Consider the following 21,837-nt stretch of genomic DNA (forward strand, 5'->3'; position numbering starts at 1 on the left):
GTGGGGGCGGGCCCGGCGCCGTGGCGTCGGCGGCCCTGTCGGGCGCTGTCCCGGGCCGTGGTCCTGCCCAAGTAACTTGTCTGCGGCGGCACTTGAAGCCGATTGCAGGTAGCAGCAGTGTGCGCTGTCCCGCGTGGACGTCACCCGTTGGGCCGTCACCCGTCCGGCCCTGTCTCCGTCGGGGCGCCGGACCGGCCGTGAACCGCGCGGCCGTCGACCGCGCCGGGCCCGGCGCACCGCACCGCGTGCCGGATACCTATGGTGGGACGTGATGAGCCGTGACACCGAACGCCGTCGACCGGCCCCTCGGCCCGGATACGTGGCCGCGGCGGGCGTCTTCGCCGTCGGCATGATGGGCACCACCCTGCCCACGCCGCTGTACGGGCTGTACCGCCACCAGATCGGGTTCTCCGAGCTGATCGTCACCGTGGTCTTCGCCGTCTACGCGGTGGGCGTCATCACCGCCCTGCTGGTGGCCGGTGACTTCTCCGATCTGCTCGGGCGACGCCCGGTGCTGCTGGCCGCGCTCGGGCTGGCCGCGCTCAGCGCGGTGTGCTTCCTCTGCGAGGGCGGGCTGCCGCTGCTGTACGTGGGACGGGTCCTGTCGGGGTTCTCCGCGGGCCTGTTGAGCGGCACCGGCACCGCGGCCGTCCTGGAGTTGGCGCCCCCGGAGCGACGCACCCGCGCCGGTCTCGCGGCGACCGCGGCCAACATGGGCGGCCTCGGACTCGGTCCCCTCGTCTCCGGTGCCCTCGCCGAGTACACGCCCTGGCCGCTCAGGCTGCCCTTCCTCGTGCATCTGGTGCTGCTGGCGGCCGCCGCCGTGGTCACCGTTCTGCTGCCGGAGACCGTTCGCCGGTCCGGCCCCCGGCCCCCGCTGCGACCCCAGGGCATGAAGGTCCCGCCCGAAGTGCGCGGGGTGTTCGCGCCGTGCGCCCTCGCGGCCTTCGCCGGTTTCTCGCTGCTCGGCCTGTTCACCGCGGTCGCCCCGGCCTTCCTCGGCCAGACGCTCGGCGAGCGTGATCTGGCGGCGGTCGGAGCCGTCGTCTTCTCCGTGTTCTGCGCCTCGACCGGCGGACAGCTGCTTCAGGGGCGGGTGAGGACGCGCAGAGCCCTGCCGCTCGGCTGTCTGGTGCTCGTCGCCGGTCTCGTGCTCGTCGGGGTCTCACTGCTGCTGGAGTCGCTGCCGGTGCTCCTCCTGGGGGCCGTGACCGGCGGTGCCGGGCAGGGCATGGCGTTCCGGGCCGGTCTGACCGCGGTGAGCTCCGCGGCGCCCGAGACGCACCGGGGCGCCACCGTCTCGGCGTTCTTCGTCGTCGCGTACGTGGGCATCTCGTTGCCCGTCGTGGGGGTCGGCGCCCTGGCCGCGGCCCTCGGAGTGCGCGACGCCGGTGTGGTCTTCGCGGGCTGCGCGACCCTCCTCGTCGCCGGAGTGGGCACCGTGCTGTGGCGACGGCCGGCCCCGGATTCGTGACGGGATCCGGAGGGAGGGGGAGGCCTCCGGCCGGCCGGCAGGCCGCCGTCACCCCAACGGGCGATCATTGCCCCGTTCGGACCATGCGGCCGGGCCACCCGCCACGAACGGGTGAACACTCGGGGTCACGGAGACCTCGAGCAAAGCGAGAACGCCATGACAGCATCTGCGATCCACGGCACAGCGCGTCGCATACGAGGCGCGCACCTCACCGCGGTCGGGTCCGCCCTGGCCCTGTGTGTCGTCGGGGCAGCCCCCGTCGGCGCGGCCGACGCCACCTCCGACACCAAGCCCACCGTCGTCCTGGTGCACGGGGCTTTCGCGGACGCCTCCAGCTGGGACGGAGTCGTCGAACGGCTGCAGCGCCGGGGCTACACCGTCGTCGCCCCGGCCAATCCGCTGCGCGGCCTGTACAACGATTCCACCTACATCGCCTCGGTGCTGCAGAGCATCAAGGGACCGATCGTGCTGGTGGGCCACTCCTACGGCGGCGCGGTGATCAGCTCCGCCGCGGCCGGCAACAGACAGGTGCGGTCACTTGTGTTCGTGTCGGCCCTGGTGCCGGACAAGGGCGAGAGCGGGATGTCGCTGTCCGGCAAGTTCCCGAGTGAACTCGCCAGTTCTCTCCGCTCCGTTCCGTACCGGGCCGGTGGAGGAGTGGGCGGAACCGATCTCTACCTCCAGCCGGACAAGCTCCACCGGGTGTTCGCCGCCGATCTGCCGGAGCGCACGGCGCGCGTGCTCGCGGCGACCCAGCGGCCCGCGAGCACGGCCGCCTTCTCCGAGCGGGCCAAAGAGGCCGCCTGGCGCACCATTCCGTCCTGGTTCCTCGTAGCGAAGCAGGACATGACCATCAACCCGGCCCAGGAACGCTTCGAGGCGCAGCGTGCGGGCTCGCACACGGTGGAGATCGACTCCTCCCATGTGGCCATGATCTCCCACCCCGACGCCGTCACCGACCTCGTCCTCCAGGCCGCGAAGTCGGCTGGCTCCGCCGGACAGTGACGCTCCGTCAGCAATGACGGTCCGCGTCGCGTCGGAGCCGGACTGACGGTCCGCGTCGCGTCGGAGCCGGATTGACGGTCCGCGTCGCGTCGGAGCCGGACGAGCGCCGCGGGGCCCCGGCCGTCAGGCCGTGCCCGCCCGTCCGGACCGCGCGCCGAACGGCACGGAACCGCTGTTGACGCCGAGCGCCGGCAACTCAGTCGCGCGTCTGCGTGTCGCCGGTAGCCCGGCCGCTGACGGCCGCCGCGGCGCTTCGCAGCTCACCGAGAACGGTCCGGACAGCCGTGCGGGCCGTGCGTTCGGGGCGGTGGAGCGCGTCGATGTGACGCCGTGCGCTGACGCCGACCAGGGGCCTGAGAACCACGTCGGGATGCGGGCGGGCGGTCCAGCGCGGCATCAGGGCGATTCCGGCCCCGGCGGCCACGACTTCGGCGACCACGGCGAACTCGTTGATGCGATGGGCGAGGTGGAGCCGACGGTCGGCCGCCGCGGCGATCGCCTCGATGGTGGCCATCAGCGGGAAGCCGTCATGGACGGTGACCCAGGGCCAGTCGGCCACGTCGCGGGGTGTCAGCCGCCGTTTGGCGGTCAACGGATGGCCGGCGGGCAGCGCTACGTCGAGCGGTTCGTGCAGCAGGGCGGTGGCGGACACGGTTACCGGCCAGGGCGCGGCGTGGTCGAGGCGGTGGGCCAGGACGATGTCGTACTCGCGGGTCAGGAGCGGGAAGTCGTGCTGGGGCACGTCCTCGTCCGCGAACGTGAGTCTCGGTGAGCCCGGGGCGGACAGGGCGCGCACCAGGTGCGGCCAGAAGGCCGCGGCGGCGCTGTGGAAGGCCGCCACCGACACCGGGCCGTCGGCTTGACCGAGGAACTCCTCGACGCTGTGGCGGGCTCGGGCCAGGGCGGCCTCCACCTCGATCGCGGCGGCGGCCAGAGCCCGGCCCGCGGGAGTGAGCACCAGCCGCCGGCCCTCGCGCTCGGTGAGCGGGACGGGGACCGAACGCTGCAACAGACGCAGCTGCTGAGAGATCGCCGAAGGAGTGACCATCAGCGCCTCGGCCGCGGCCGTGACACTGCCCAGCTCGCCCAGCTCACGCAGGACCCGTAGCTGCCTCTCGTCCACGCGGACATTGTAGCTCTGCTAAAGCCTCAGTTCAGTAGCTGCTACTTGGCTTCATTGTGCTGGTCGGGCACCGTGGAGCGCATGCGTGACACACGTCGAACGGATCTGGTGCTCCTGATCGTCGCGATGGTCTGGGGATCCAGCTATCTGACGGCGAAGAACGCCACCGAGGTCGCTCCGGTCCTGGTGGTGCTGTTCCTGCGCTATCTGCTGTCCGCGCTGGCCGGCGTGCCCCTCGTCCTGGCCCTCGCGCGCCGGCGGCGGTTTCCCTGGACCCGGGAGGAGATCCACATCGGGTCGGTGCTGGGCCTGACCCAGACAGCGGTCCTGGTGCTGGAGATGTACGGCGTGGCGCACACCAGCGCAGCGAACGCGGGGCTGCTCATCAGTCTGACGCTGGTGATCACACCGCTGCTGGACCGCTCGGGCGGCCGCGGCAGGGTGCCCCCACGCTTCTTCCTCGCCGCCGGCGTGTGCGTCGTGGCGGTCGGCCTGCTCACCTCGGTCCACGGCCTGCACACGCCCGGGGTGGGGGACGTCCTGATGCTGGCCGCGGCCGTGGTCCGAGCCGTCCATGTGGCCCTGGTCGGACGGCTCACCTCGGGCCGCTCGCTCAGGCCGCTCCAGCTGACGTCCGTGCAGACGGTCGTCGGGGCGGTGCTGTGTCTCGCCCCGGCCGCCGCGGGCGGTGGGGCGGCTGTGGCTCACATCACCGCCGGCACCTGGGCCCAGCTGGCCTATCTCGCCCTGTTCTGCAGCGTGTTCGCCTTCATCGCGCAGACCTGGGCCATCCAGCGGACCTCCGCGAGCAGGGCCAGCCTTCTGCTGGGCACCGAACCCGTGTGGGCAGCCGCCATCGGTATCGGCATCGGAGGCGAGCATCTGACCGCCCTCGCCGCCCTCGGCGCGGTGCTGATGGTCGCGGGGACCTACTGGGGCCAGGCCATCGAACAGGCGCACCGCACCGCCCAAGGGACGACCGCCCCGGAGGCGACCGTCCCTGAGGCGACCGCCGAAGAGACGACCGCCGAAGAGCCGGGAAAGGACGGCACCAGCCCGGCCACGACGCCGCTCGGCGCCTGACCTGCCCCTTGCCGGACCACGCGGGATGTCGCACCTCCTTTAGAGTGCTTCCGTCCCTGCACGCGCCGGTGGCCCCGGCCCCGCGGCGCGTGCCGACCCTGTCCACGAGCACGACCGAGGAGCCACCGTGACCGACCCGACGTCCATATCCCTGCAGCGGGACATCGCCCGGGATCTCCAGGTGAGCGAGTCCTTCGACGCACAGCAGGAGATCGAACGCCGGGTGGCCTTCCTCGCCGACCAGTTGACCTCCACAGGCCTGCGCTCGCTGGTGCTGGGCATCAGCGGCGGAGTGGACTCCTCGACCGCAGGTCGGCTGTGCCAGCTGGCGGTCGAGCGGGTGCGTGCCGCCGGGCAGGAGTCGACGTTCTTCGCGATGCGGCTGCCGTACGGCACCCAGGCCGACGAGAAGGACGCGCAGCGGGCGCTGGAGTTCATCCGGCCCGACCGGGTGCTGACCGTCGATGTGAAGCCCGCCAGCGACGCCGCGCTGGAGGCGGTGCTGGCCGGTGGCACCGTCTTCCGTGACGCGCACCACCAGGACTTCGTGCACGGCAACATCAAGGCCCGGCAGCGCATGATCGCCCAGTACGCGGTGGCGGGCGCGCACGAGGGCCTGGTCGTGGGCACCGACCACGCGGCAGAGGCGGTCTCCGGCTTCTTCACCAAGTTCGGCGACGGCGCCGCCGACGTGGTGCCGCTCACCGGCCTGACCAAGCGGCGGGTACGGGCCCTGTCGGGGGCTCTGGGCGCACCGGACGAGCTGACCTGGAAGACCCCGACCGCGGATCTGGAGACGCTGAACCCGGGCAAGCCCGACGAGGAGGCGCTCGGCGTCACCTACGACGACATCGACGACTTCCTGGAGGGCAAGCCGGTCGGTGAGGCCGCCTTCGCGGCGATCGTCCGCCGCTACCGGCTCACCGGGCACAAGCGACAGCTGCCGATCGCTCCCTGAGCCGCGCGCTTCCGCGGCCTGGCCAGACCCGCCGACGGGCCCCGTACGGACGTCAGCGGGTGGCCGTGGAGTGCACGGCGGACCGGGCCTCCCTCTCCACCAGCGTGATGCCGTCCTTCATCGACGGGCTGCCGTTCGAGAGGACCGCGACCAGACAGCGGTGTCCGTCCACCGTGATCTGCCCGATGCTGTTGACGTCCCACAGCCCGGTCGCGGTGCGCTGCAGCCAGCCGTTCTTCAGCGCCCACGCCGAGTTCGTGGCCGCCGAGACGCCCCATGCCTGGTCACCCTCGATACGGGTCATCAGCGTCCGGATGTACTGCCGAGACTTCTGGTGCAGTGCTGTGGAGCCGGTGTTCGCCGCCGTACCGGTGTCGAACACCGCACGCAGCAGTCGTATCTGGTCCCGTGCCGTGGTCTGGGTCAGCCCCCACAGCAGACCGGGGCCGCCCTTCGTCGCGGCCATGCCCAGTCGCTTGTTGGCCGCCTCCAGCCCCGGGGCCTTGCCGATCCGCTGCCACAGCGCGGTCGCCGAGTCGTTGTCGCTGCGCCGGATCATGGCCTCGGCGTGGGTGAGCTCCTGCGGGGTCAGCGTCCGGCCCGCGTCCTGCGCCTGGAGCAGCACCGTCGCGAGGATGTCGACCTTGACGATGCTCGCGGTGTCGTACGGGGCGTCGTCGCCGTGCACCGTGGGCTCGCGGCTCGTGCCGTCGAGGCTGAGCACGGCGGACGTCACCCGTGGCTTGGCGTGCGGCTGCACGGGTGCGGGGGAGGCGGTGGGAGTGGTGAGGGTGGCGGGCGCGGTCGACGCCGCAGCCGCCTCGGCCGGGGCCGAGTGCAGGGCGCCGATCGAGATCAGCGTCGTCGCCGACGCCAGGAGCACACCGGCGCAGGCGACGGCACGCTTGCCCCGGCGCTTGTCCGCGGTGTCCGGCCGCCGGGAGAACGGTCGAAAGAGCATGGTGGAGCAGCCTCAACGGTTCCTGGGGGAGGGGGCACTGAACGTCGAACGTAGACAAAACGCCCTTACGTTGCGGTGACCGCCATCACTCCGGGCCGTCTTTCGCGCCGAATTGTGGGTAGAACCACAGAGAAGTGTGTGAGCGGCGTCACGATGGCCGACGCTCGCGGCCGTCGAGTGGCCCGTCTCCCGCACCGACGCCCTCCCGGGCCTCCCGCCAGGACGCCGGTGCCCCCGTCAGGAACCGTCGGTGTCGGCGGACTGAGCGGGCGGCCTGAAGCACGCGTCGACGATCTTGCCGTCGGGGCAGCGCCGCGCCTGCCATTCGTCTGCCAGCGCGTCGACGAGCAGCATGCCGCGCCCGCCGAGCCGGTCCTCGCTCGGCGGCCGAGGCGTGGGCAGCCGGTCGGAGGTGTCGTGGACCACCACGTGCAGACAGTGTGTGTCCCAGGTCAGCACCAGCTGCGCGGAGCTGCGCGCGTGCACATGGGCGTTGGTCACGAGTTCCGAGACGGTCAGCAGGACCGCGTCCACCGTCTGCGGCGCGCACTCGGTCCAGCCCAGTGTCCGCAGGTGTTCGCGAGCCCAGTCACGGGCCGCCTTCACTCCGCTGTTCAGCGGCAGGGAGCGCGCCCAACCCACCGCCCTCACCGATGATCCGCTCACCGCGTCCCTCCCAGCCGAGACCGTGTGAGTACCGGGTACCCGCCCGGCCCCTGCCGACACCGTCCGGTACCGGCCGGTCCTCGCGCGGGACATGGCCGGGCGAGAGGGCCTACGCTGTGCCGTCCGGGAGTTCGGCGTCGTCGTCGGCGGCGCTGCGGGCCGCCGAGAGGTAGTTGTAGGCGGAGGCCCGGGAGATGCCGAGCCGGGCCGCGACCTGCTGCACCGCGCCGCGTACGGCGAACACCCCGCGCCGGTCGAGGTCGCGGAACAGCTGAAGCCGTTCCGCACGGCCGAGTTGGCTCCATGGCTTGTTCTGGCGGAGCTGGCGCTCGTCGACGATCGCGTCCAGTACCGCGCCGATGTCGTCGCCGAACGTCGTGGTCGGTACGGCCGCGGGGGAGACGCCGACACCGGCGATCTCGCCTATCAGGGCGTGGGCCTGGTTGACGGAGGTGATGTCGAGGTTGACGCACAGGGCGCCGAAGACCGCGCCGCCGGAGTCACGGAGCACCACGGTCGACGACTTGACCATCTTCCCGTCGTGGGTGCGGGTGAGGTAGTTCAGCTCGTCGCGCGCCTGGTCGCCGCGCGCCAGGAGCTGCATACCGATCTCGCTCATGGACCCCCCGGGACCGCGCCCGGTGACCGACCCGGCGAGGGCGACGATGGAGTGCTCGGGCCGCCGGAAGTCATGGATCACCACCTCGCAGAAGGATCCGAGGGTCGCGGCGATCCCGTCGATCACGGGGATGAGGGCGGCGATGACGGCGTCCTGCTCACCGGCCGTCGCCCCGGACCTGACCGGACCCGCCGTGCCCCCGGCCCGGACACCGGACCCGCCGGATCGCCCGTCCTCGGCCCCACTCATGCCTGACCGTCCATCCGCCGTCCGCCCGTCTCCGTGGTCAGCCCGTCTGATCTGTGCCCGCAACGATTTTCCCACCTCTTGGACTTCGAGTACAGGATCTGGACAGAAATTCCAAGCTGCGTCAGAGTGGCGGCGACGACGATCGCAGGGCGCTCACCCGCGACCCGGAACGGAGCACGAACATGACCGACACCCAGCGCGTCACCCTGGAGGACGTGCAGGACGCCGCGGCGCGGATCAAGGGCGTGGCCCACCGCACCCCGGTGCTGCGTTCACGCACCCTGGACCGGCTGGTCGGCGCCGAGGTCTTCGTCAAGTGCGAGAACTTCCAGCGTGTCGGTGCCTTCAAGTTCCGCGGCGCGTACAACGCCGCGTCACGGCTGTCCCCCGAGCAACTGGCGAAGGGGATCGCCGCGTACTCCTCCGGCAACCACGCGCAGGCCGTCGCCCTGACCGCCCGGGAGCTCGGGACCGGCGCCGTGATCGTCATGCCGGAGGACACCCCGCGCTCCAAGCGGGAGGCGACCGCCGGATACGGGGCGGAGATCATCACCTACGACCGCTACACGGGGGACCGGGTCGCGATCGGGGAAGCGCTCGCCGCCGAGCGAGGTCTCGCGCTCGTACCACCCTATGAGCATCCGCACGTCATCGCGGGGCAGGGTACGGCGGCCCTCGAACTGATCGAGGAAGTAGGGGAGTTGGACGCCGTCGTGGTGCCGGTCGGCGGTGGTGGGCTGATCGCCGGGACCGCCACGGCGGCCAAGGGACTCCGCCCTGCCATGCGGGTGATCGGCGTCGAGCCGGAGGCCGGCGACGACACCAAGCGCTCCCTGGAAGCAGGCCGACGTGTGTCCATCCCGGTGCCGCGCACCATCGCCGACGGTCAGGCCGCGGACATTCCCGGTGAACTGACCTTCTCCGTCAATCAGCGGCTGGTGGACGAGATAGCCCTGGTCAGCGACGAGGGGATCCGGGACGCCATGCGGTTCGCCTTCGAACGCATGAAGCTCGTCATCGAACCCAGCGGCGCGAGCGGTCTGGCCGCACTGCTGGGCCACCGGATCACCCCCCTGCCTCGCAGGATCGGCGTCATCGTCTCGGGCGGCAACATCAGCGCCGAGCGGTTCGGCGAGATCGTCGGCGGCTGACCGCCCCACACGCCCGCCCAGACAGGGTTGGTCGTGTGAGCGTACACAGGCCGACGTCCTCGTGTGCCGGACACGGAGGAGTCGTCCTCGCGGCCCCGGCCGAGGGACTATCGTGCCCTCATGTCCGCCGATCTCATCCGCATCGTCTCCCGTGACTCCCCCATGGCGCTCGCCCAGGTGGAGCGAGTCCGTGCCGAACTGGCCGCGCTGCACCCGACGGTGCGCACCGAGGTGGTCCCGGTGAAGACGACCGGTGACAAGTGGATGGGCGACCTCTCCCGGGTGGAGGGAAAGGGCGCCTTCACCAAGGAGGTCGACGCGGCGCTGCTGGCCGGTGCGGCCGATCTGGCGGTCCACTGCGTGAAGGACATCCCCGCCGACCGTCCGCTGCCGGCGGGCACGACGTTCGCGGCCTTCCTCAAGCGCGACGACATCCGCGACGCCCTCGTCGACCCCGCGGGCCGCACTCTCGACGAACTCCCCGCCGGTACCCGTATCGGCACCTCCTCCGTGCGCCGGACCGCCCAGCTCGCCGCGTCCCACCCGCATCTGCAGTGCGTTCCGATGCGCGGCAACGCCAACCGCCGTCTGGAGAAGCTCGCGGCAGGGGACGCCGACGCCCTGCTCCTCGCCCTCTCCGGCCTACGACGGATCGACCGTGCCGACGTGGTCAGCGAGATCCTGCCGGTGGAGACGATGATTCCGCCGATCGGCGCGGGCGTCCTCGCCCTGCAGTGCCGTGAGGACGACACCGAGACCATCGAGACCGTCAGCGGCCTCGGTGACCCGGCCACGCACCGCGAGACCCTCGCCGAGCGCATGTTCCTGCACGTTCTGCAGGGCCACTGCAACAGCCCGATCGCCGGGTTCGCCCGCTGCGACGGGAACGGTGAACTGTCCCTGCGCGCCTGCGTGTTCACCCCGGACGGCAAGACCGTGCTCAACGCCCACGAGTGGGCCGGCCGCCTCGATCCGGCCACCCTCGGCACCTCCGTCGCCGTGGCCCTCCTCCGGCAGGGCGCACGCGAACTGATCGACAGCATCGCCCACTGAGAGCCTCGAACCGGCAGCCCACGCACGCCTCGTCGGCAAGCCCCTGGTCACCTCCCGTGTGACCGTGGGCTTTCGGCGTGGATCGCCGGTGCCGTCGGAGCGTGCCGGGTCGGGGCGATGCGCGGCGGCCGCCTCGTACGTCGGATTCCCGGGTCTCGCGTGTCTTCCCCGGACCGACGGCACCGCTTTCCCCGGCGCGCAGCCGGGGCCGACGCGGTCCCCTCAGCTCTCTCAGCGCCCTCTCAGGAGCCACCGGTCAGGCTGGGGGAGTGACCGACAGGCGAGCCAGCTGCGCACGGAAAGAGTGAGCCCCTATGGCCTCCCACACCTCGGCCCCGCCCCTCTCCCCAGTCGGAGGTCATACCGGCCCCAGGAAGGCGGGCCAGGTCTGCCGACTGCACGGCTTCTACGAAGCGGCCTGTGACCGGGCGCCGTCGGCGGTGGCGCTCGAGTGCGAGGAGCGGCGTCTGACCTACGCCGACCTCGACGCCCGCGCCAATCAGGTGGCCCACTGCCTGCGCCGCACGGGGATCGGCCCGGGGGACCGGGTGGGGCTGCTGCTGCCCCGCTCGGTCGACATGTACGCGTCGCTGCTGGGCGTCAGCAAGGCCGGTGCGGCGTTCGTCCCGATCGACCCCGCGTCCCCGCCCGACCGGGTCTCCTTCATCCTGGACGACGCCGGTGCCACCGTACTGCTGACCGTGTCCGCACCGGCCTCCGGAGCGTCGTCACAGCCGCGGACACCGGCCCGGTGCAGGGTGATCGACCTCGACGCGGGCGCCCGAGAACTCGCCTCCCAACCCACCACCCGCCCGTCTCCCGCGCACGCGAACGGGAGCGATCCGCTCGCGTACATCATGTACACCTCCGGATCCAGCGGCAGGCCCAAGGGAGTGCAGATCGCCCAGTCGAGCATCTGCAACTTCCTTCGCGTCGTGACCCCGATCTATGACGTACGCGCCCATGACCGGGTGTACCAGGGCATGACCATCTCGTTCGACTTCTCCATCGAGGAGATCTGGCCGACGTGGACGGCGGGCGCCACCGTCGTCGCCGGACCGGCCGGTCCCGGGCGGCTCGGCGACGACCTCGCCGACTTCCTGGAGCAGCACGGCGTCACGGTGCTGTACTGCGTCCCGACACTGCTGGCCACCATCCCGCGGGAAGTGCCGCGCCTCCGCACCATCGCCGTCGGCGGCGAGGCCTGCCCGGGACAGCTCGTCGAGCGCTGGAGCAGGCCGGGGCGCCGCATCCTCAACACCTACGGACCCACCGAGGCCACCGTCACAGCCACCTGGAAGGAACTGCTTCCCGGACGGCCCGTGACCATCGGGCGACCGCTGCCGACGTACTCGGTGGTGCTGCTGGACGAGGTGTGCCGGCCCGTGCCGCCCGGCACCGTCGGCGAGATCTGCCTGGGCGGCCCCGGCCTCGCCCGCGGCTATGTGGGCCGCCCGGACCTGACCGCCGACCGCTTCATCGAGCACCCGGAGACGCCCCCCGGCGGCCGGCTCTACCGCACCGGGGACCTCGGGCGGATCAATGACGACGGCGACATCGAGTACCTGGGCCGGGCCGACGCCGAGGTCAAGATCCGCGGGTACCGGGTCGCCCTCGACGAGATCGACAACGTACTCCTGGAGGACCCCGGCGTGGCCGAGGCGGTCACCGCGCTGGTCCCGGCCCCCGGCACCCCCGAGCGTCCCCCCGACAGTCAGGACGCGTACGACGAGGGTGAGGACGGCAGAACCCTCGCCGCCTATGTCGTACGAGCCCTGGAGGACCCCGCCCCGGACGCGCCCGGCGGCGACGTCCCCGCTGACGAGGGCCTCGCCGCCCGGCTGCACGAGCGCCTGCGCCGCACCCTGCCCTCCTACATGGTGCCGGCGTACCTCGACGTCCTGGACCGGCTCCCGGCCATGCCCAGCGGCAAGGTCGACCGTCGGCGGCTGCCCGCCCCGACCTGCCGCCTGGTCATGGGCGGCGGGCCGGTCACGCCCGCCCGCGGCCCGTGGGAGATGAGGGTGCGGGACGTCTGGGCGCGGGTCCTCGGCATCGCCCCCGACCAACTGTCGGCCGAGGCGGACTTCTTCACCGACCTGGGCGGCCACTCCCTGTTGGCCGCCCGGGTCGTGTCGGTGCTGCGCGGCAGGAACGGCGAGGCCGGCCCCACGCTGCGAGACCTCTACGGGCACCCGACCGTGCGGACGTTCGCGGCGCGACTGCGAACCGCGGCCGCCACCGCGCCCTCGGTCGCGCCACCCCGCCCGCAGCCCCTCCGCCACCGCGGCGGCCGGATCGCGCTCGCCGGGCTGGTCCAGATGGCAGTGCTCTATCTCGTGCTGCTCCTGTTCACGTCGCCGGTCGCCCTTTACGCCGCCGGGCACGACGGGATCGCGGACTGGTCGCTCGTGGAGCTGGCCGGCATCGCACTGGCCGGGTACGGCGTCATCCGCTGGATCGTGCCCTTCGTCCTGGTCCGCCCGCTCGCGGCGGGCATCCGCCCGGGCCGCTACCCGCTCTGGGGAGCGACCTATCTGCGCCTGTGGGGGGTCAGTCTGCTCCTCGGCCTCAGCCCGCTGCGGACCCTCAGCGGCTCCCCGATGATGGCCCCCTGCCTGAGGCTGCTCGGTGCCCGGGTGGGAGCCCGCACCACCATCGCCACCGGCATGGTCTCCCTGCCGGCTCTGGTGACCATCGGCAGCGACACCGCGATCGGCTACGGGGCCTCGCTGCGCGCCTGGCAGGTGGCGGACGGTTGGGTGACGGTCGCCCCGATCACGATCGGCGAGGCAGCGTTCGTCGGTGCCAACGCGGTGCTCGAACCCGGCGCCCGGATGGGAGACCGGGCCGCGCTCGGGGAACAGTCCGTCCTCGCCCCGGACGAGGCGGTCCCCGACGGGGCACGCCGGGCCGGATCCCCCGCACGCGCGGTCGAGACCCTCGCCCCGGCCGTCGAGGCCATGCTGCGCAGGGACTGCGGCACGGACCGCTGGCGGCCCCGGCAGCTGGCCGCCGCGCTGCTCGGCCTCGTCCTTCTGGAACTGGCCGTGCCGGCCATGGGCCTGCCGTGCCTGGCGCTGTTCTGGTTCGCCGGGGCGCGCTGGGGCACGGAAGCGGGTCTCGCGGCCACCGCGCTCGTCGGCCCGCTCTGGGTGGTCACGGTGTGCTGTGTGGTCGCCGTCGGCAAACGTGTGGTCCTGCCCGGGCTGCCCGTCGGCATCCATCCGGCGCGCTCCGCGCTCGGTGTCCGCAAGTGGATCGCGGACAAACTGCTGGAGTCCAGCCTCACGTTCACCAACTCGCTCTACGCCACCCTCTACACCGTGCCCTGGCTGCGGCTGCTCGGCGCACGCGTCGGCCGCGGCGCCGAGGTGTCCACCGCCTCGTACATCGACCCGGATCTGCTCACCCTGGGGGAGAGCAGCTTCGTGGCGGACATGGCGAGCGTCGGGTCCGCCGCCTTCGCGGCCGACCGGGTGGCGTTCGGGCCCACCGAGGTGGGCAGCCGCGCCTTCGTCGGCAACGCGGCCCTGATACCGGCGGGAACGGAGCTGGGAGCGGGCTCGCTGGTCGGCGTGGGGACCGTCCCGCCGCCGGACCGGGTGCCCGACGGCACCACCTGGCTGGGCTCGCCCGCGCTGCGGCTGCCGGTGCGCCAGAGCAGCGGCTCGTACCCCGAGGAACTGACCTACCGGCCGACCCGTCGAGCGGTCCTGGTCCGCCTCACCATCGAGTTCTTCCGCGCCACCGTGCCGCCCGCCGTGCTGGCGTCCAGCGTGTACCTCTATCTGACGGCGCTGGCCGGTGTGGCCCGGCGTGCGGGACCGGTGGCGGTGCTCGTGTCGCCGTTCCTGGCCATGGCCGGGTCCCTCGCCGTCATCGCGTTCTGCGTGGCTCTCAAGCGCCTCGTCGTCGGCACGTACCGGCCGCGCGTCGAGCCGCTGTGGAGCCTGTTCGTCCGGCGTACGGAGTTCGTCACGGGCGTCTTCGAGGCCGCCGCGGTCCCGGCCGGGGTGGGTACGCTGGTGGGCACACCGTTCCTGCCACCGGTACTGCGTCTGTTCGGTGCCCGCATCGGCCGGCGCACCTGGATCGGCACCACCTACCTCACCGAGTTCGACCTCGTGGAGGTGGGTGACGACGCCACGATCGACACCAACGTCTCGTTGCAGACGCACCTTTTCGAAGACCGCGTGATGAAGATGTCCAAGGTCACCGTGCACGCCGGCGCCAGCATCGGAACCCGGGCGATCGTGCTGTACGACGCGGTGGTCGGCGAGGGCGTCCGGCTCGGGCCGCTGTCGCTGGTCATGAAGGGCGAGCGGCTGACACCGGGGACGAGCTGGCGCGGACTGCCCGCCGAAGGACTGGTCGAGCGCTCCGCCACGGGGCCGCGGGAACGGCCGCCCGTCCGCGCCGACGAGTGCGCGGAGCACGAGGAACAGGGAGAAGAGGCGGCGAACCGGACATGACCTATTCCGCGAGTCCCGGCGGCGGACATCGCCCCCTCGCGCTCGTCTACCGGGGACCCGCCTCGAAGCCCGGCTGCCCCGAGGCGGTCGCCGCACTCCTCGCCGAGGGCCCCTGGAATCTGGACGTTCGCTTCACCGGCCCCCGCGAGGAAATGCCGCTGTCGGCCGAGTCACTGTCCCGGGCCCGGGTGTACGCCCAGCCGGGCGGCGGCACGCTGCGCTGGGCCTACTGGAGGCTGCGGCGACGGCGGGACGCGATCCGTGACTTCGTCCAGGGAGGCGGCCGCTACCTGGGCTTCTGCCTGGGCGGCTATCTGGCCGGGGCCACGCCCGGGTTCGGTCTGCTGCCCGGCGACACCGACCAGTACATCTCGTCGCCCGGGTGCTCGGTCCACGACGAGAGCAACACCCTGGTCGGGGTGCAGTGGCATGGCCGACCCCGCACCGTGTTCTTCCAGGACGGGCCGTACTTCGTACTCGACCAGGGGGCGGACGCCACCGTCCTGGCCACCTACGACAACGGCACGCCCGCCATGGTGGTGTCCCGGTACGGGGCCGGCCGCGTCGGCGTCACCGGCCCCCACCCGGAGGCCACGGAGGACTGGTACACCGACGAAGGCCTGCCGCTTCAGTACACCCTCGACCTGGCCCGGGACCTCGTGGAGTCGACCCTGGCACCGTGACCGGGGCGCCCGGTGCCGACGGGAGGACCCGTGCGCCGTTCCCGAGAGCACAGGGGACACTCGTCACGGCCTGTCGGAGGGACCATGGGAGGAGAAGGCCGGGGGCGCGCGTGCCGGGGACCGCCGGCGGTGCCGGCCCGCCCCACCCCGTACCGGCGCCCGCCGCAGGCGTCACGGGGGAGGCCTCCCGAAGGAGGCGGTGCACGGTGATCACGCGAGTGCGGATGCCGCACCGGCATCTGACGCCGCCGGCCAGGTCCGGGCCGCCACGGGAGCCACCGAGGCCGCCCACACAGCCGCCCCGGGCAGGCTGGCAGTGGTGGATCATGCCGCTGGTCTGGGTGCTGTTCCTGGTCGTCCTCATGCTCGTCCGCGCCCCCTCGGGCACTCCGCCCACCCACCTCACCTACACCGACTTCGTCGGCAAGGTCGGCGTGGGCCAGGTGAAGACCGTCGACATCAACGACAAGGGTGGGGTCAGCGGCACCCTGAAGAACGGCACCAAGTTCACCACCCAGTTGCCGACGGCGCTGGGGACCGGACAGCTCCAGCAGCAGCTCCAGTCCCAGCATGTGCAGATCACCGCGTCCCAGAGCAAGGGCGGCGGCAACGCGTTCACGTCGATCCTGTCCGCCCTGCTGCCGGTGCTGCTCCTCATCGGCGTCTTCTACTGGTTCGGCCGCCGCGCCGCGCGGTCCATGACGGGCGGACTGAGCGCCATCGGCCGTTCCCGCGCGAAGATCATCGAGGCGGAGCGTCCGACCACCGGGTTCGACGACGTGGCCGGCTACGACGGCGTCAAGCAGGAGATCAGCGAGGTCGTCGACTTCCTGCGCAACCCGGCCCGGTACGCCGCCGCGGGCGCCAAGGGCCCGCGCGGTGTGATCATGGTCGGCCCGCCCGGCACCGGCAAGACACTCTTCGCCCGCGCCGTCGCCGGAGAGGCCGATGTGCCGTTCCTGTCGGTGACCGGATCGGCCTTCGTCGAGATGTTCGTCGGGGTGGGCGCGTCCCGGGTTCGGGATCTGTTCGACGAGGCCCGCAAGCGTGGGCCGTCCATCATCTTCATCGACGAGATCGACGCCGCCGGCGCCCGGCGCGCGGGCACCGGCCGGATCGGGGGCAACGACGAACGCGAGCAGACCCTCAACCAGTTGCTGGCCGAGATGGACGGTTTCGACCAGTCCACCGGCATCGTCGTCCTCGCCGCCACCAACCGGCCCGAGGCCCTCGACCCCGCACTGCTGCGCCCGGGCCGATTCGACCGCCAGGTCACCGTCCCGCTGCCCAACCAGGCCGAACGGGCCGCCATCCTCCGGGTCCACGCCCGCGGCAAGACTCTCGCCCCCGACGTCGACCTGGACGTCGTCGCCCGGGCCACACCGGGTTTCTCCGGCGCGGACCTCGCCAATCTGGTCAACGAGGGCGCCATCAACGCCGTCCGGGCGGACCGCACCCTCATCGAGCCCGACGACCTCGACGCCGCCCGTGACCGCGTGCTGCTCGGCCGCCGCGAGGCGTCCAACGCCCTGCTGCCCGAGGAGCGCCACGCCGTCGCCGTGCACGAGTCGGGCCACGCCCTGGTCGCCGCGCTGTGCGAGCATGCCGACCCCGTCGCCAAGGTCACCGTCCTGCCGTCGGGCATGACGCTCGGGGTGACCGAGCAACTGCCCGAGGCCGAGCGCCATCTGTACAGCGAGGGCTATCTGACCGATCTGCTCGCGGTTCGGCTCGGCGGCCGGGCCGCCGAGCTCGTCGTCTTCGGGGAAGGGTCCAGCGGCGCCGCCAACGACCTGTCCGGCGCCACGCATATCGCCACGCGGATGGTCCGGGACTTCGGCCTCTCGCCCGCCGTCGGCCCGGTCGGCTACGCGACCGCCCATCCGAGCCAGCTGGGCGAGACCTCCGAGGAGGGCGCCCCGCAGCCGTACTCGCAGCAGACGCAGCGGATCATCGACCAGGAGGCCGCGCGCCTGCTCCGCGAGGCCGAGGAGCGGGCGACCGGGCTGCTCCGGGACCACCGCCGGGCCCTGGACCGGCTCAGCGAACTGCTCGTCGTACGGGAGACCGTCGACGGTTCCGCGGTGCTCGATGTGCTTCGGCAGGAGGAGCGGGAGCGGCGGGATGCCGACGGCGGGCCCACGGACCGTGCCCCCGGCGACCTGCGCCCCCTCCCGCCACAGGCCCGCGTTCCGGGCGAGAAGGACCCCTCGGCGGGACCGGCGGCGGACCACGAGACGCCGGGCCCCGGCGGGCCGGCCGACGGTTCGGCCTGAGGGCGCGGCGGTCCGATTCGGTTCGCCCGCTCCGCCTGCGTGGGTTCAGCCGGGCAGCGGGCATGCCCAGAACGGGCAGGGCGACCGGGGCGGAGCCGATGAGCCCCCGTGCCCGGCTCAGATGCCTGGGATCCCGGCACGGGCCGTGGCATCGTGCCTCTGCTCCTGGAGGATCTGCGTCGGATACCCCCCCCACGGGCAGGCGCGCACCTCCGCCCCCGGCCGCCGGGCCGCCACTGAGGCCGCTGCCCCCTGGAGCGCCTGCTCCCCGGCCGCGTGCACCGTGCGGTTCCGTGCCTTCCACGAGGCCGGCACCTCCCAGCGGCGCAGCTCGGTGGTCGGCACGCTCTCGGCCTGGACCAGACTTCGGACGAGCCGTCACGCAAGGCGGCTTGTCTTACGTTCTTCTAACATTCCGCAACTGAATAGAGACATTCCGTCACCCCAAATGAGCTGCGCAAAGAACATGTAAAGGAAGCTTCTGTGAAAGGGTCAAATTTCGACCAGCGGTCTTCTCTGCGGGTGTCTCGATTCCTAGTGTGAGCCGCCATTGAGCGTTAATTCGGTGTTCAGATACTGAGAGGCCCCTTGACATGGCGAAACTCGACCATGCCGTCCCTGATGTCACACGGGACCAGACCGCGCTACGGCGAGATGTCGGTCTGATCGGACTGATGTGGGCCTCGGTCGGTTCCATCATCGGATCCGGCTGGCTCTACGGCGCAGAGAAGGCCGTGGTGACGGCCGGCCCCGCAGCGATCATCTCCTGGCTGATCGGCACGGTGGCCATCGTTCTGCTGGCACTCGTGCACGCCGAACTCGGCGGCATGTTCCCGGTGGCGGGCGGCACGGCCCGTTACCCGCACTACGCCTTCGGCGGCCTGGCCGGCATGTCCTTCGGCTGGTTCTCCTGGCTGCAGGCCGCCACCGTGGCCCCGATCGAGGTCGAGGCCATGATCGGCTACGCCGGTCACTGGCACTGGGCCCAGGGGCTGCAGCACAGCGACAGCACGCTGACCACCAGCGGCTTCATCGTCGCGGTCGTCCTGATGGCCGTCTTCGTCGTGGTCAACTTCCTCGGTGTCCGCGTCCTCGCCCACACGAACAGTGCGGCCACCTGGTGGAAGATCGCCGTCCCGCTGGCCGCCATCTTCATCATCGCGGTGGGCAACTTCCACCCGCACAACTTCACCGCCCACGGCTTCGCCCCGTTCGGCGCCAAGGGCGTGCTGGGCGCCATCAGCGGCAGCGGCATCATCTTCGCCCTCCTCGGCTTCGAGCAGGCGATCCAGCTGGCGGGGGAGAGCCGCGACCCCAAGCGTGACCTGCCGCGCGCCACGCTCGGCTCGGTCGCCATCGGCGCGGCCATCTACGTCCTGCTGCAGGTCGTCTTCATCGGCGCGCTGCCGCTCAGCTCCTTCGCCCACGGCTGGGACAAGCTCAACTTCCCGGGGATCAGCGGTCCCTGGGCGGGTCTCGCGACGCTGGTCGGCCTCGGCTGGCTGAGTGTCGTGCTGTACATCGACGCCGTCATCTCCCCCGGTGGCACCGGCCTCATCTACACCACCGCGACCTCGCGCGTCTCCTACGGCCTGTCCAAGAACGGCTACGCGCCCAAGCTGTTCGAGAAGACCGACGCCCGTGGCGTGCCGTGGTTCGGCCTCGCCATCTCCTTCATCACCGGCGTGGTCTGCTTCCTGCCCTTCCCCAGCTGGCAGGAGCTGGTCGGCTTCATCACCTCCGCCAGTGTCCTGATGTACGCCGGCGCGCCGCTGGCCTACGGCGTCTTCGCCGACCGGCTCCCGACCCTCGAGCGCCCCTATCGCCTGCCCGCCGGCAAGGTGATCGCGCCGCTGTCCTTCGTCGTCGCCAACTTCATCATCTACTGGGCCGGCTGGGACACGCTGTGGCGCCTGGGCGTGGCGATCATCCTCGGCTATGTGCTCCTCGGCGGCTACGCCTGGTACGCCATCGCCAAGGGTCTGCCGGACGCTCCCCGGCTGGACTGGAAGGCCGCCCAGTGGCTGCCCGCCTACCTGGTGGGCCTGGGCCTGATCTCCTGGCAGGGCGGCTTCGGCGGCCAGGGCCACATCGGCCTGTGGTGGGACATGCTGGTCGTCGCGGCCTTCTCCCTGGTCATCTACTACTGGGCCAAGGCCACCGCGTCCCACCCGGAGCAGATCGAGCGGAGCATCGACGAGGTCGTCGTCACCGACGCCCCCGCTCACTGACCCTGATCCCCGAGGTGTCCCGTCAGCCCCGGCCGTCCGGCCGTGGCCGACGGGACACCGTCATGTCGGGGGCCTGCTCAGGCGGTCTTCGGCGCCGCCTGCTGCACGACCTCGAAGGACCACAGCGTGGACGCGCTCGCCGCCGGCCTGGGACGCTCTCCGCTCTCCGCGCCACCGCCCTGGTGGGCCGCCTTCATGGGACCCTCCATCCACGCCTGGAAGGACTCGTCGTCACGCCACCGCGTATAGACGAGATACGTGTCGGTGCCCTCGACCGGCCTGAGGAGCTCGAACCACTCGAACCCGTCGGAGCTCTCCACGGCGTGGGCACGGGAGGCGAAGCGCTTCTCCAGCGTCTCCCGCTGCTCGGCGGGAACGGTCAGTACGTTGATCTTGACTACGCTCATGGCCCCATCCTGCCGCACGGCGGCCCGCGGCCGGTGAGCGGCTCGTCCCTCGCGTGACTGAACGAGGCCCCCGTCCGGACCCCGACCGGGGCGCGGGGGCCGACGGCCAGAGCCCGACGTGCGCGGATCCCTCCCCGGGGTGAGGGTGAAGGTATGAGCGAGCCGCGTGTGATCGTGTCCGCGCCCTCCGAGACCGGTGGCCGGCGGGTCCGGTCCGACGGCGAGATCCTCGGGATGGCGTACAGCCTGCACGATCTGGCCGTCCTGTTGCAGCGGGCCGGCCTGGAGGGCTGGGACGAGGTGGATGTGGCCGAGTCCCCGGTGATCGAGTGGCACGGCGGGGGGCCGGAGGTCTGGCCGAGAAGCGGCGGCGGCCAGGGTTCGTGACCGGCGCACGTTCACCGGCGCGCCTGCCCGCCGGCGGTTTTCGACGCAAGCGGACGGGGTGTGAACCTGCGCGCCGGCAGCGGGGTGTCACCGGCGCAGGACCTCGGCGACGGCCGGGTCCTCCAGCACGGAGACGCACCACGCACAGTGCTCGTCCCCACCCCCCGGCGCGAAGGCGTCGCTGGTGGCCATCGCATAGGCGGCCCGGTACAGCAGGAGATCGTCGATCGCGTACCCGAACTCGTCCGCGAAGCGCGCGGTGAGCCGCCGGGTGATCTCCGGGGCCCGCTCGGTGGCCGCCGGGAATCTGGCCGCGGTGACGGCGGCGTCGAACCGGGGGTCCCCGCCCGTCGACAGGAAGCCGTAGTCCACGAGGGCGAGGGGCCGCAGCTCGTCGTCCACCAGCACGGTCTCCGGGAAGATGTCGCCGTGCACGACCGCCTCGTCGGCGCAGGGGAGCGAGCGCAGCTTCTCGATGAGCGCGGTGCGTTTGCGGTAGAAGTCGTGGACCTGTACGGCGAACACACCCGCGCACCGGCTGACCCGCCGCTCCACGAGGTCCGCGAGGGCGGATCCGAAGGTGGCGTGGCCCTCCCACAGGGGGCGCTCCTCGTCCAGCACGGGCAGTCCCCTGACCTCCGCCACCTCATGGGCCGCCGCGAGGGCGCGCAGAACGCCGACCAGACAGTCGACCGCCTCGGGCAGCACCTCCGGGTCGTCGGTGCGGATCCGGCGCGCCAACGGCACGCCGGCCAGCTCCCGTTCCACGGTCATCGGGACCCCGTCGATGTCCTCGACGGTGAGGATCTCCGGGGCGCCGAACGGCAGGTGCGCCGCGGCATCGGCGTAGAAACGCTGCATCCGCCGCAGGTCGGAGCCCTGCCGGTGCTCCCACACCTTGGCCACCGTGCCGTCGCCGAGCCGGTAGACGGCACCCTCCACCGCCGCTTCGACGGGCCCGGCGTCGGGATATCCGGCGTCGACGAAATGCCGTACGCGCCGGGCCATGGTGTCGTGTGTCGTATCAGTCATCTCG

General features: G+C 72.0%; 17 protein-coding genes. 11 read left to right on the forward strand and 6 right to left on the reverse strand.

Annotation, left to right across the window (positions count from 1 at the left end):
* The first annotated feature begins 271 nt into the window (after nt 1-271).
* Together ACFY2Z_RS14615 and ACFY2Z_RS14620 are read left to right on the forward strand one after the other, a co-directional pair.
* Nucleotides 272-1,474 (forward strand): MFS transporter, encoded by a 1,203-nt coding sequence (locus ACFY2Z_RS14615; protein ID WP_390744524.1) that lies wholly within the window; start codon nt 272-274, stop codon nt 1,472-1,474.
* 156 nt (nt 1,475-1,630) lie between these two features.
* Nucleotides 1,631-2,479: an alpha/beta fold hydrolase gene (locus ACFY2Z_RS14620; protein ID WP_390744525.1), complete on the forward strand. Its 849-nt coding sequence runs from the start codon at nt 1,631-1,633 to the stop codon at nt 2,477-2,479.
* A gap of 196 nt (nt 2,480-2,675) precedes the next feature.
* Here ACFY2Z_RS14620 and ACFY2Z_RS14625 read toward each other — a convergent pair whose 3' ends face one another.
* Nucleotides 2,676-3,602: a LysR family transcriptional regulator gene (locus ACFY2Z_RS14625; protein ID WP_390744526.1), complete on the reverse strand. Its 927-nt coding sequence runs from the start codon at nt 3,600-3,602 to the stop codon at nt 2,676-2,678.
* A gap of 81 nt (nt 3,603-3,683) precedes the next feature.
* On the opposite strand from ACFY2Z_RS14625, the gene ACFY2Z_RS14630 reads away from it, so the two are divergent.
* Both ACFY2Z_RS14630 and nadE read left to right on the forward strand, forming a co-directional pair.
* A complete protein-coding gene (locus tag ACFY2Z_RS14630) occupies nt 3,684-4,685 on the forward strand; it encodes a DMT family transporter (protein WP_390744527.1) in 1,002 nt (333 codons plus the stop codon).
* Nucleotides 4,686-4,812: 127 nt separating this feature from the next.
* Nucleotides 4,813-5,643: an ammonia-dependent NAD(+) synthetase gene (gene nadE / locus ACFY2Z_RS14635; protein ID WP_390744528.1), complete on the forward strand. Its 831-nt coding sequence runs from the start codon at nt 4,813-4,815 to the stop codon at nt 5,641-5,643.
* 52 nt (nt 5,644-5,695) lie between these two features.
* Here nadE and ACFY2Z_RS14640 read toward each other — a convergent pair whose 3' ends face one another.
* The 3 genes from ACFY2Z_RS14640 to ACFY2Z_RS14650 form a co-directional block, all read right to left on the reverse strand.
* Nucleotides 5,696-6,604 carry a serine hydrolase gene (locus tag ACFY2Z_RS14640; RefSeq protein ID WP_390744529.1) on the reverse strand — a complete coding sequence of 303 codons (909 nt, stop codon included), beginning with the start codon at nt 6,602-6,604 and terminating at the stop codon, nt 5,696-5,698.
* 237 nt (nt 6,605-6,841) lie between these two features.
* On the reverse strand, nt 6,842-7,270 hold the full coding sequence (locus tag ACFY2Z_RS14645; protein WP_390744530.1) for an ATP-binding protein: 429 nt from the start codon (nt 7,268-7,270) through the stop codon (nt 6,842-6,844).
* Between the two features lie 109 nt (nt 7,271-7,379).
* A complete protein-coding gene (locus ACFY2Z_RS14650; RefSeq protein ID WP_390744531.1) occupies nt 7,380-8,138 on the reverse strand; it encodes a transcriptional regulator in 759 nt (252 codons plus the stop codon).
* A 182-nt stretch (nt 8,139-8,320) separates the two neighbouring features.
* On the opposite strand from ACFY2Z_RS14650, the gene ACFY2Z_RS14655 reads away from it, so the two are divergent.
* The 6 genes from ACFY2Z_RS14655 to ACFY2Z_RS14680 all read left to right on the forward strand — a co-directional run bounded on the left by ACFY2Z_RS14655 (nt 8,321) and on the right by ACFY2Z_RS14680 (nt 20,007).
* Complete coding sequence (locus ACFY2Z_RS14655) at nt 8,321-9,289, forward strand: threo-3-hydroxy-L-aspartate ammonia-lyase (protein ID WP_390744532.1); 969 nt, start codon at nt 8,321-8,323, stop codon at nt 9,287-9,289.
* Between the two features lie 120 nt (nt 9,290-9,409).
* Nucleotides 9,410-10,342: a hydroxymethylbilane synthase gene (gene hemC / locus ACFY2Z_RS14660; RefSeq protein WP_390744533.1), complete on the forward strand. Its 933-nt coding sequence runs from the start codon at nt 9,410-9,412 to the stop codon at nt 10,340-10,342.
* Between the two features lie 314 nt (nt 10,343-10,656).
* On the forward strand, nt 10,657-14,817 hold the full coding sequence (locus tag ACFY2Z_RS14665; protein WP_390744534.1) for a Pls/PosA family non-ribosomal peptide synthetase: 4,161 nt from the start codon (nt 10,657-10,659) through the stop codon (nt 14,815-14,817).
* Nucleotides 14,814-15,500: a BPL-N domain-containing protein gene (locus ACFY2Z_RS14670; RefSeq protein WP_390744535.1), complete on the forward strand. Its 687-nt coding sequence runs from the start codon at nt 14,814-14,816 to the stop codon at nt 15,498-15,500. Before ACFY2Z_RS14665 ends, ACFY2Z_RS14670 begins: the two co-directional genes overlap by 4 nt.
* A 206-nt stretch (nt 15,501-15,706) precedes the next feature.
* Complete coding sequence (gene ftsH / locus ACFY2Z_RS14675) at nt 15,707-17,776, forward strand: ATP-dependent zinc metalloprotease FtsH (protein ID WP_390744536.1); 2,070 nt, start codon at nt 15,707-15,709, stop codon at nt 17,774-17,776.
* 593 nt (nt 17,777-18,369) lie between these two features.
* Nucleotides 18,370-20,007, forward strand: coding sequence for an APC family permease (locus ACFY2Z_RS14680; RefSeq protein WP_390744537.1), 1,638 nt, complete (start codon nt 18,370-18,372; stop codon nt 20,005-20,007).
* 77 nt (nt 20,008-20,084) lie between these two features.
* Here the strand turns inward: ACFY2Z_RS14680 and ACFY2Z_RS14685 are convergent, their stop codons facing one another.
* Entirely contained in the window at nt 20,085-20,414 is a 330-nt protein-coding gene (locus tag ACFY2Z_RS14685; protein ID WP_390744538.1) for an antibiotic biosynthesis monooxygenase family protein, read from the reverse strand.
* Between the two features lie 153 nt (nt 20,415-20,567).
* Between ACFY2Z_RS14685 and ACFY2Z_RS14690 the strand changes: the two genes are divergently transcribed.
* Nucleotides 20,568-20,801, forward strand: a complete 234-nt coding sequence (locus ACFY2Z_RS14690; RefSeq protein ID WP_390744539.1) for a hypothetical protein — start codon at nt 20,568-20,570, stop codon at nt 20,799-20,801.
* 87 nt (nt 20,802-20,888) lie between these two features.
* Here ACFY2Z_RS14690 and ACFY2Z_RS14695 read toward each other — a convergent pair whose 3' ends face one another.
* Complete coding sequence (locus ACFY2Z_RS14695; protein WP_390744540.1) at nt 20,889-21,833, reverse strand: phosphotransferase family protein; 945 nt, start codon at nt 21,831-21,833, stop codon at nt 20,889-20,891.
* Nucleotides 21,834-21,837 lie beyond the last annotated feature (4 nt).

This window comes from Streptomyces sp. NPDC001222 (genome assembly GCF_042896945.1).
Taxonomy (GTDB): domain Bacteria; phylum Actinomycetota; class Actinomycetes; order Streptomycetales; family Streptomycetaceae; genus Streptomyces; species Streptomyces gibsoniae.

Bases quoted from the DNA above. Each gene is read 5' to 3' on its own strand.
- ACFY2Z_RS14615 (WP_390744524.1), top strand. From the start codon at position 272: ATGAGCCGTGACACCGAACGCCGTCGACCGGCCCCTCGGCCCGGATAC.
- ACFY2Z_RS14620 (WP_390744525.1), top strand. From the start codon at position 1,631: ATGACAGCATCTGCGATCCACGGCACAGCGCGTCGCATACGAGGCGCG.
- ACFY2Z_RS14630 (WP_390744527.1), top strand. From the start codon at position 3,684: ATGCGTGACACACGTCGAACGGATCTGGTGCTCCTGATCGTCGCGATG.
- ACFY2Z_RS14640 (WP_390744529.1), bottom strand. From the start codon at position 6,604: ATGCTCTTTCGACCGTTCTCCCGGCGGCCGGACACCGCGGACAAGCGC.
- ACFY2Z_RS14650 (WP_390744531.1), bottom strand. From the start codon at position 8,138: ATGAGTGGGGCCGAGGACGGGCGATCCGGCGGGTCCGGTGTCCGGGCC.
- ACFY2Z_RS14655 (WP_390744532.1), top strand. From the start codon at position 8,321: ATGACCGACACCCAGCGCGTCACCCTGGAGGACGTGCAGGACGCCGCG.
- hemC (WP_390744533.1), top strand. From the start codon at position 9,410: ATGTCCGCCGATCTCATCCGCATCGTCTCCCGTGACTCCCCCATGGCG.
- ACFY2Z_RS14665 (WP_390744534.1), top strand. From the start codon at position 10,657: ATGGCCTCCCACACCTCGGCCCCGCCCCTCTCCCCAGTCGGAGGTCAT.
- ACFY2Z_RS14670 (WP_390744535.1), top strand. From the start codon at position 14,814: ATGACCTATTCCGCGAGTCCCGGCGGCGGACATCGCCCCCTCGCGCTC.
- ACFY2Z_RS14680 (WP_390744537.1), top strand. From the start codon at position 18,370: ATGGCGAAACTCGACCATGCCGTCCCTGATGTCACACGGGACCAGACC.
- ACFY2Z_RS14685 (WP_390744538.1), bottom strand. From the start codon at position 20,414: ATGAGCGTAGTCAAGATCAACGTACTGACCGTTCCCGCCGAGCAGCGG.
- ACFY2Z_RS14690 (WP_390744539.1), top strand. From the start codon at position 20,568: ATGAGCGAGCCGCGTGTGATCGTGTCCGCGCCCTCCGAGACCGGTGGC.
- ACFY2Z_RS14695 (WP_390744540.1), bottom strand. From the start codon at position 21,833: ATGACTGATACGACACACGACACCATGGCCCGGCGCGTACGGCATTTC.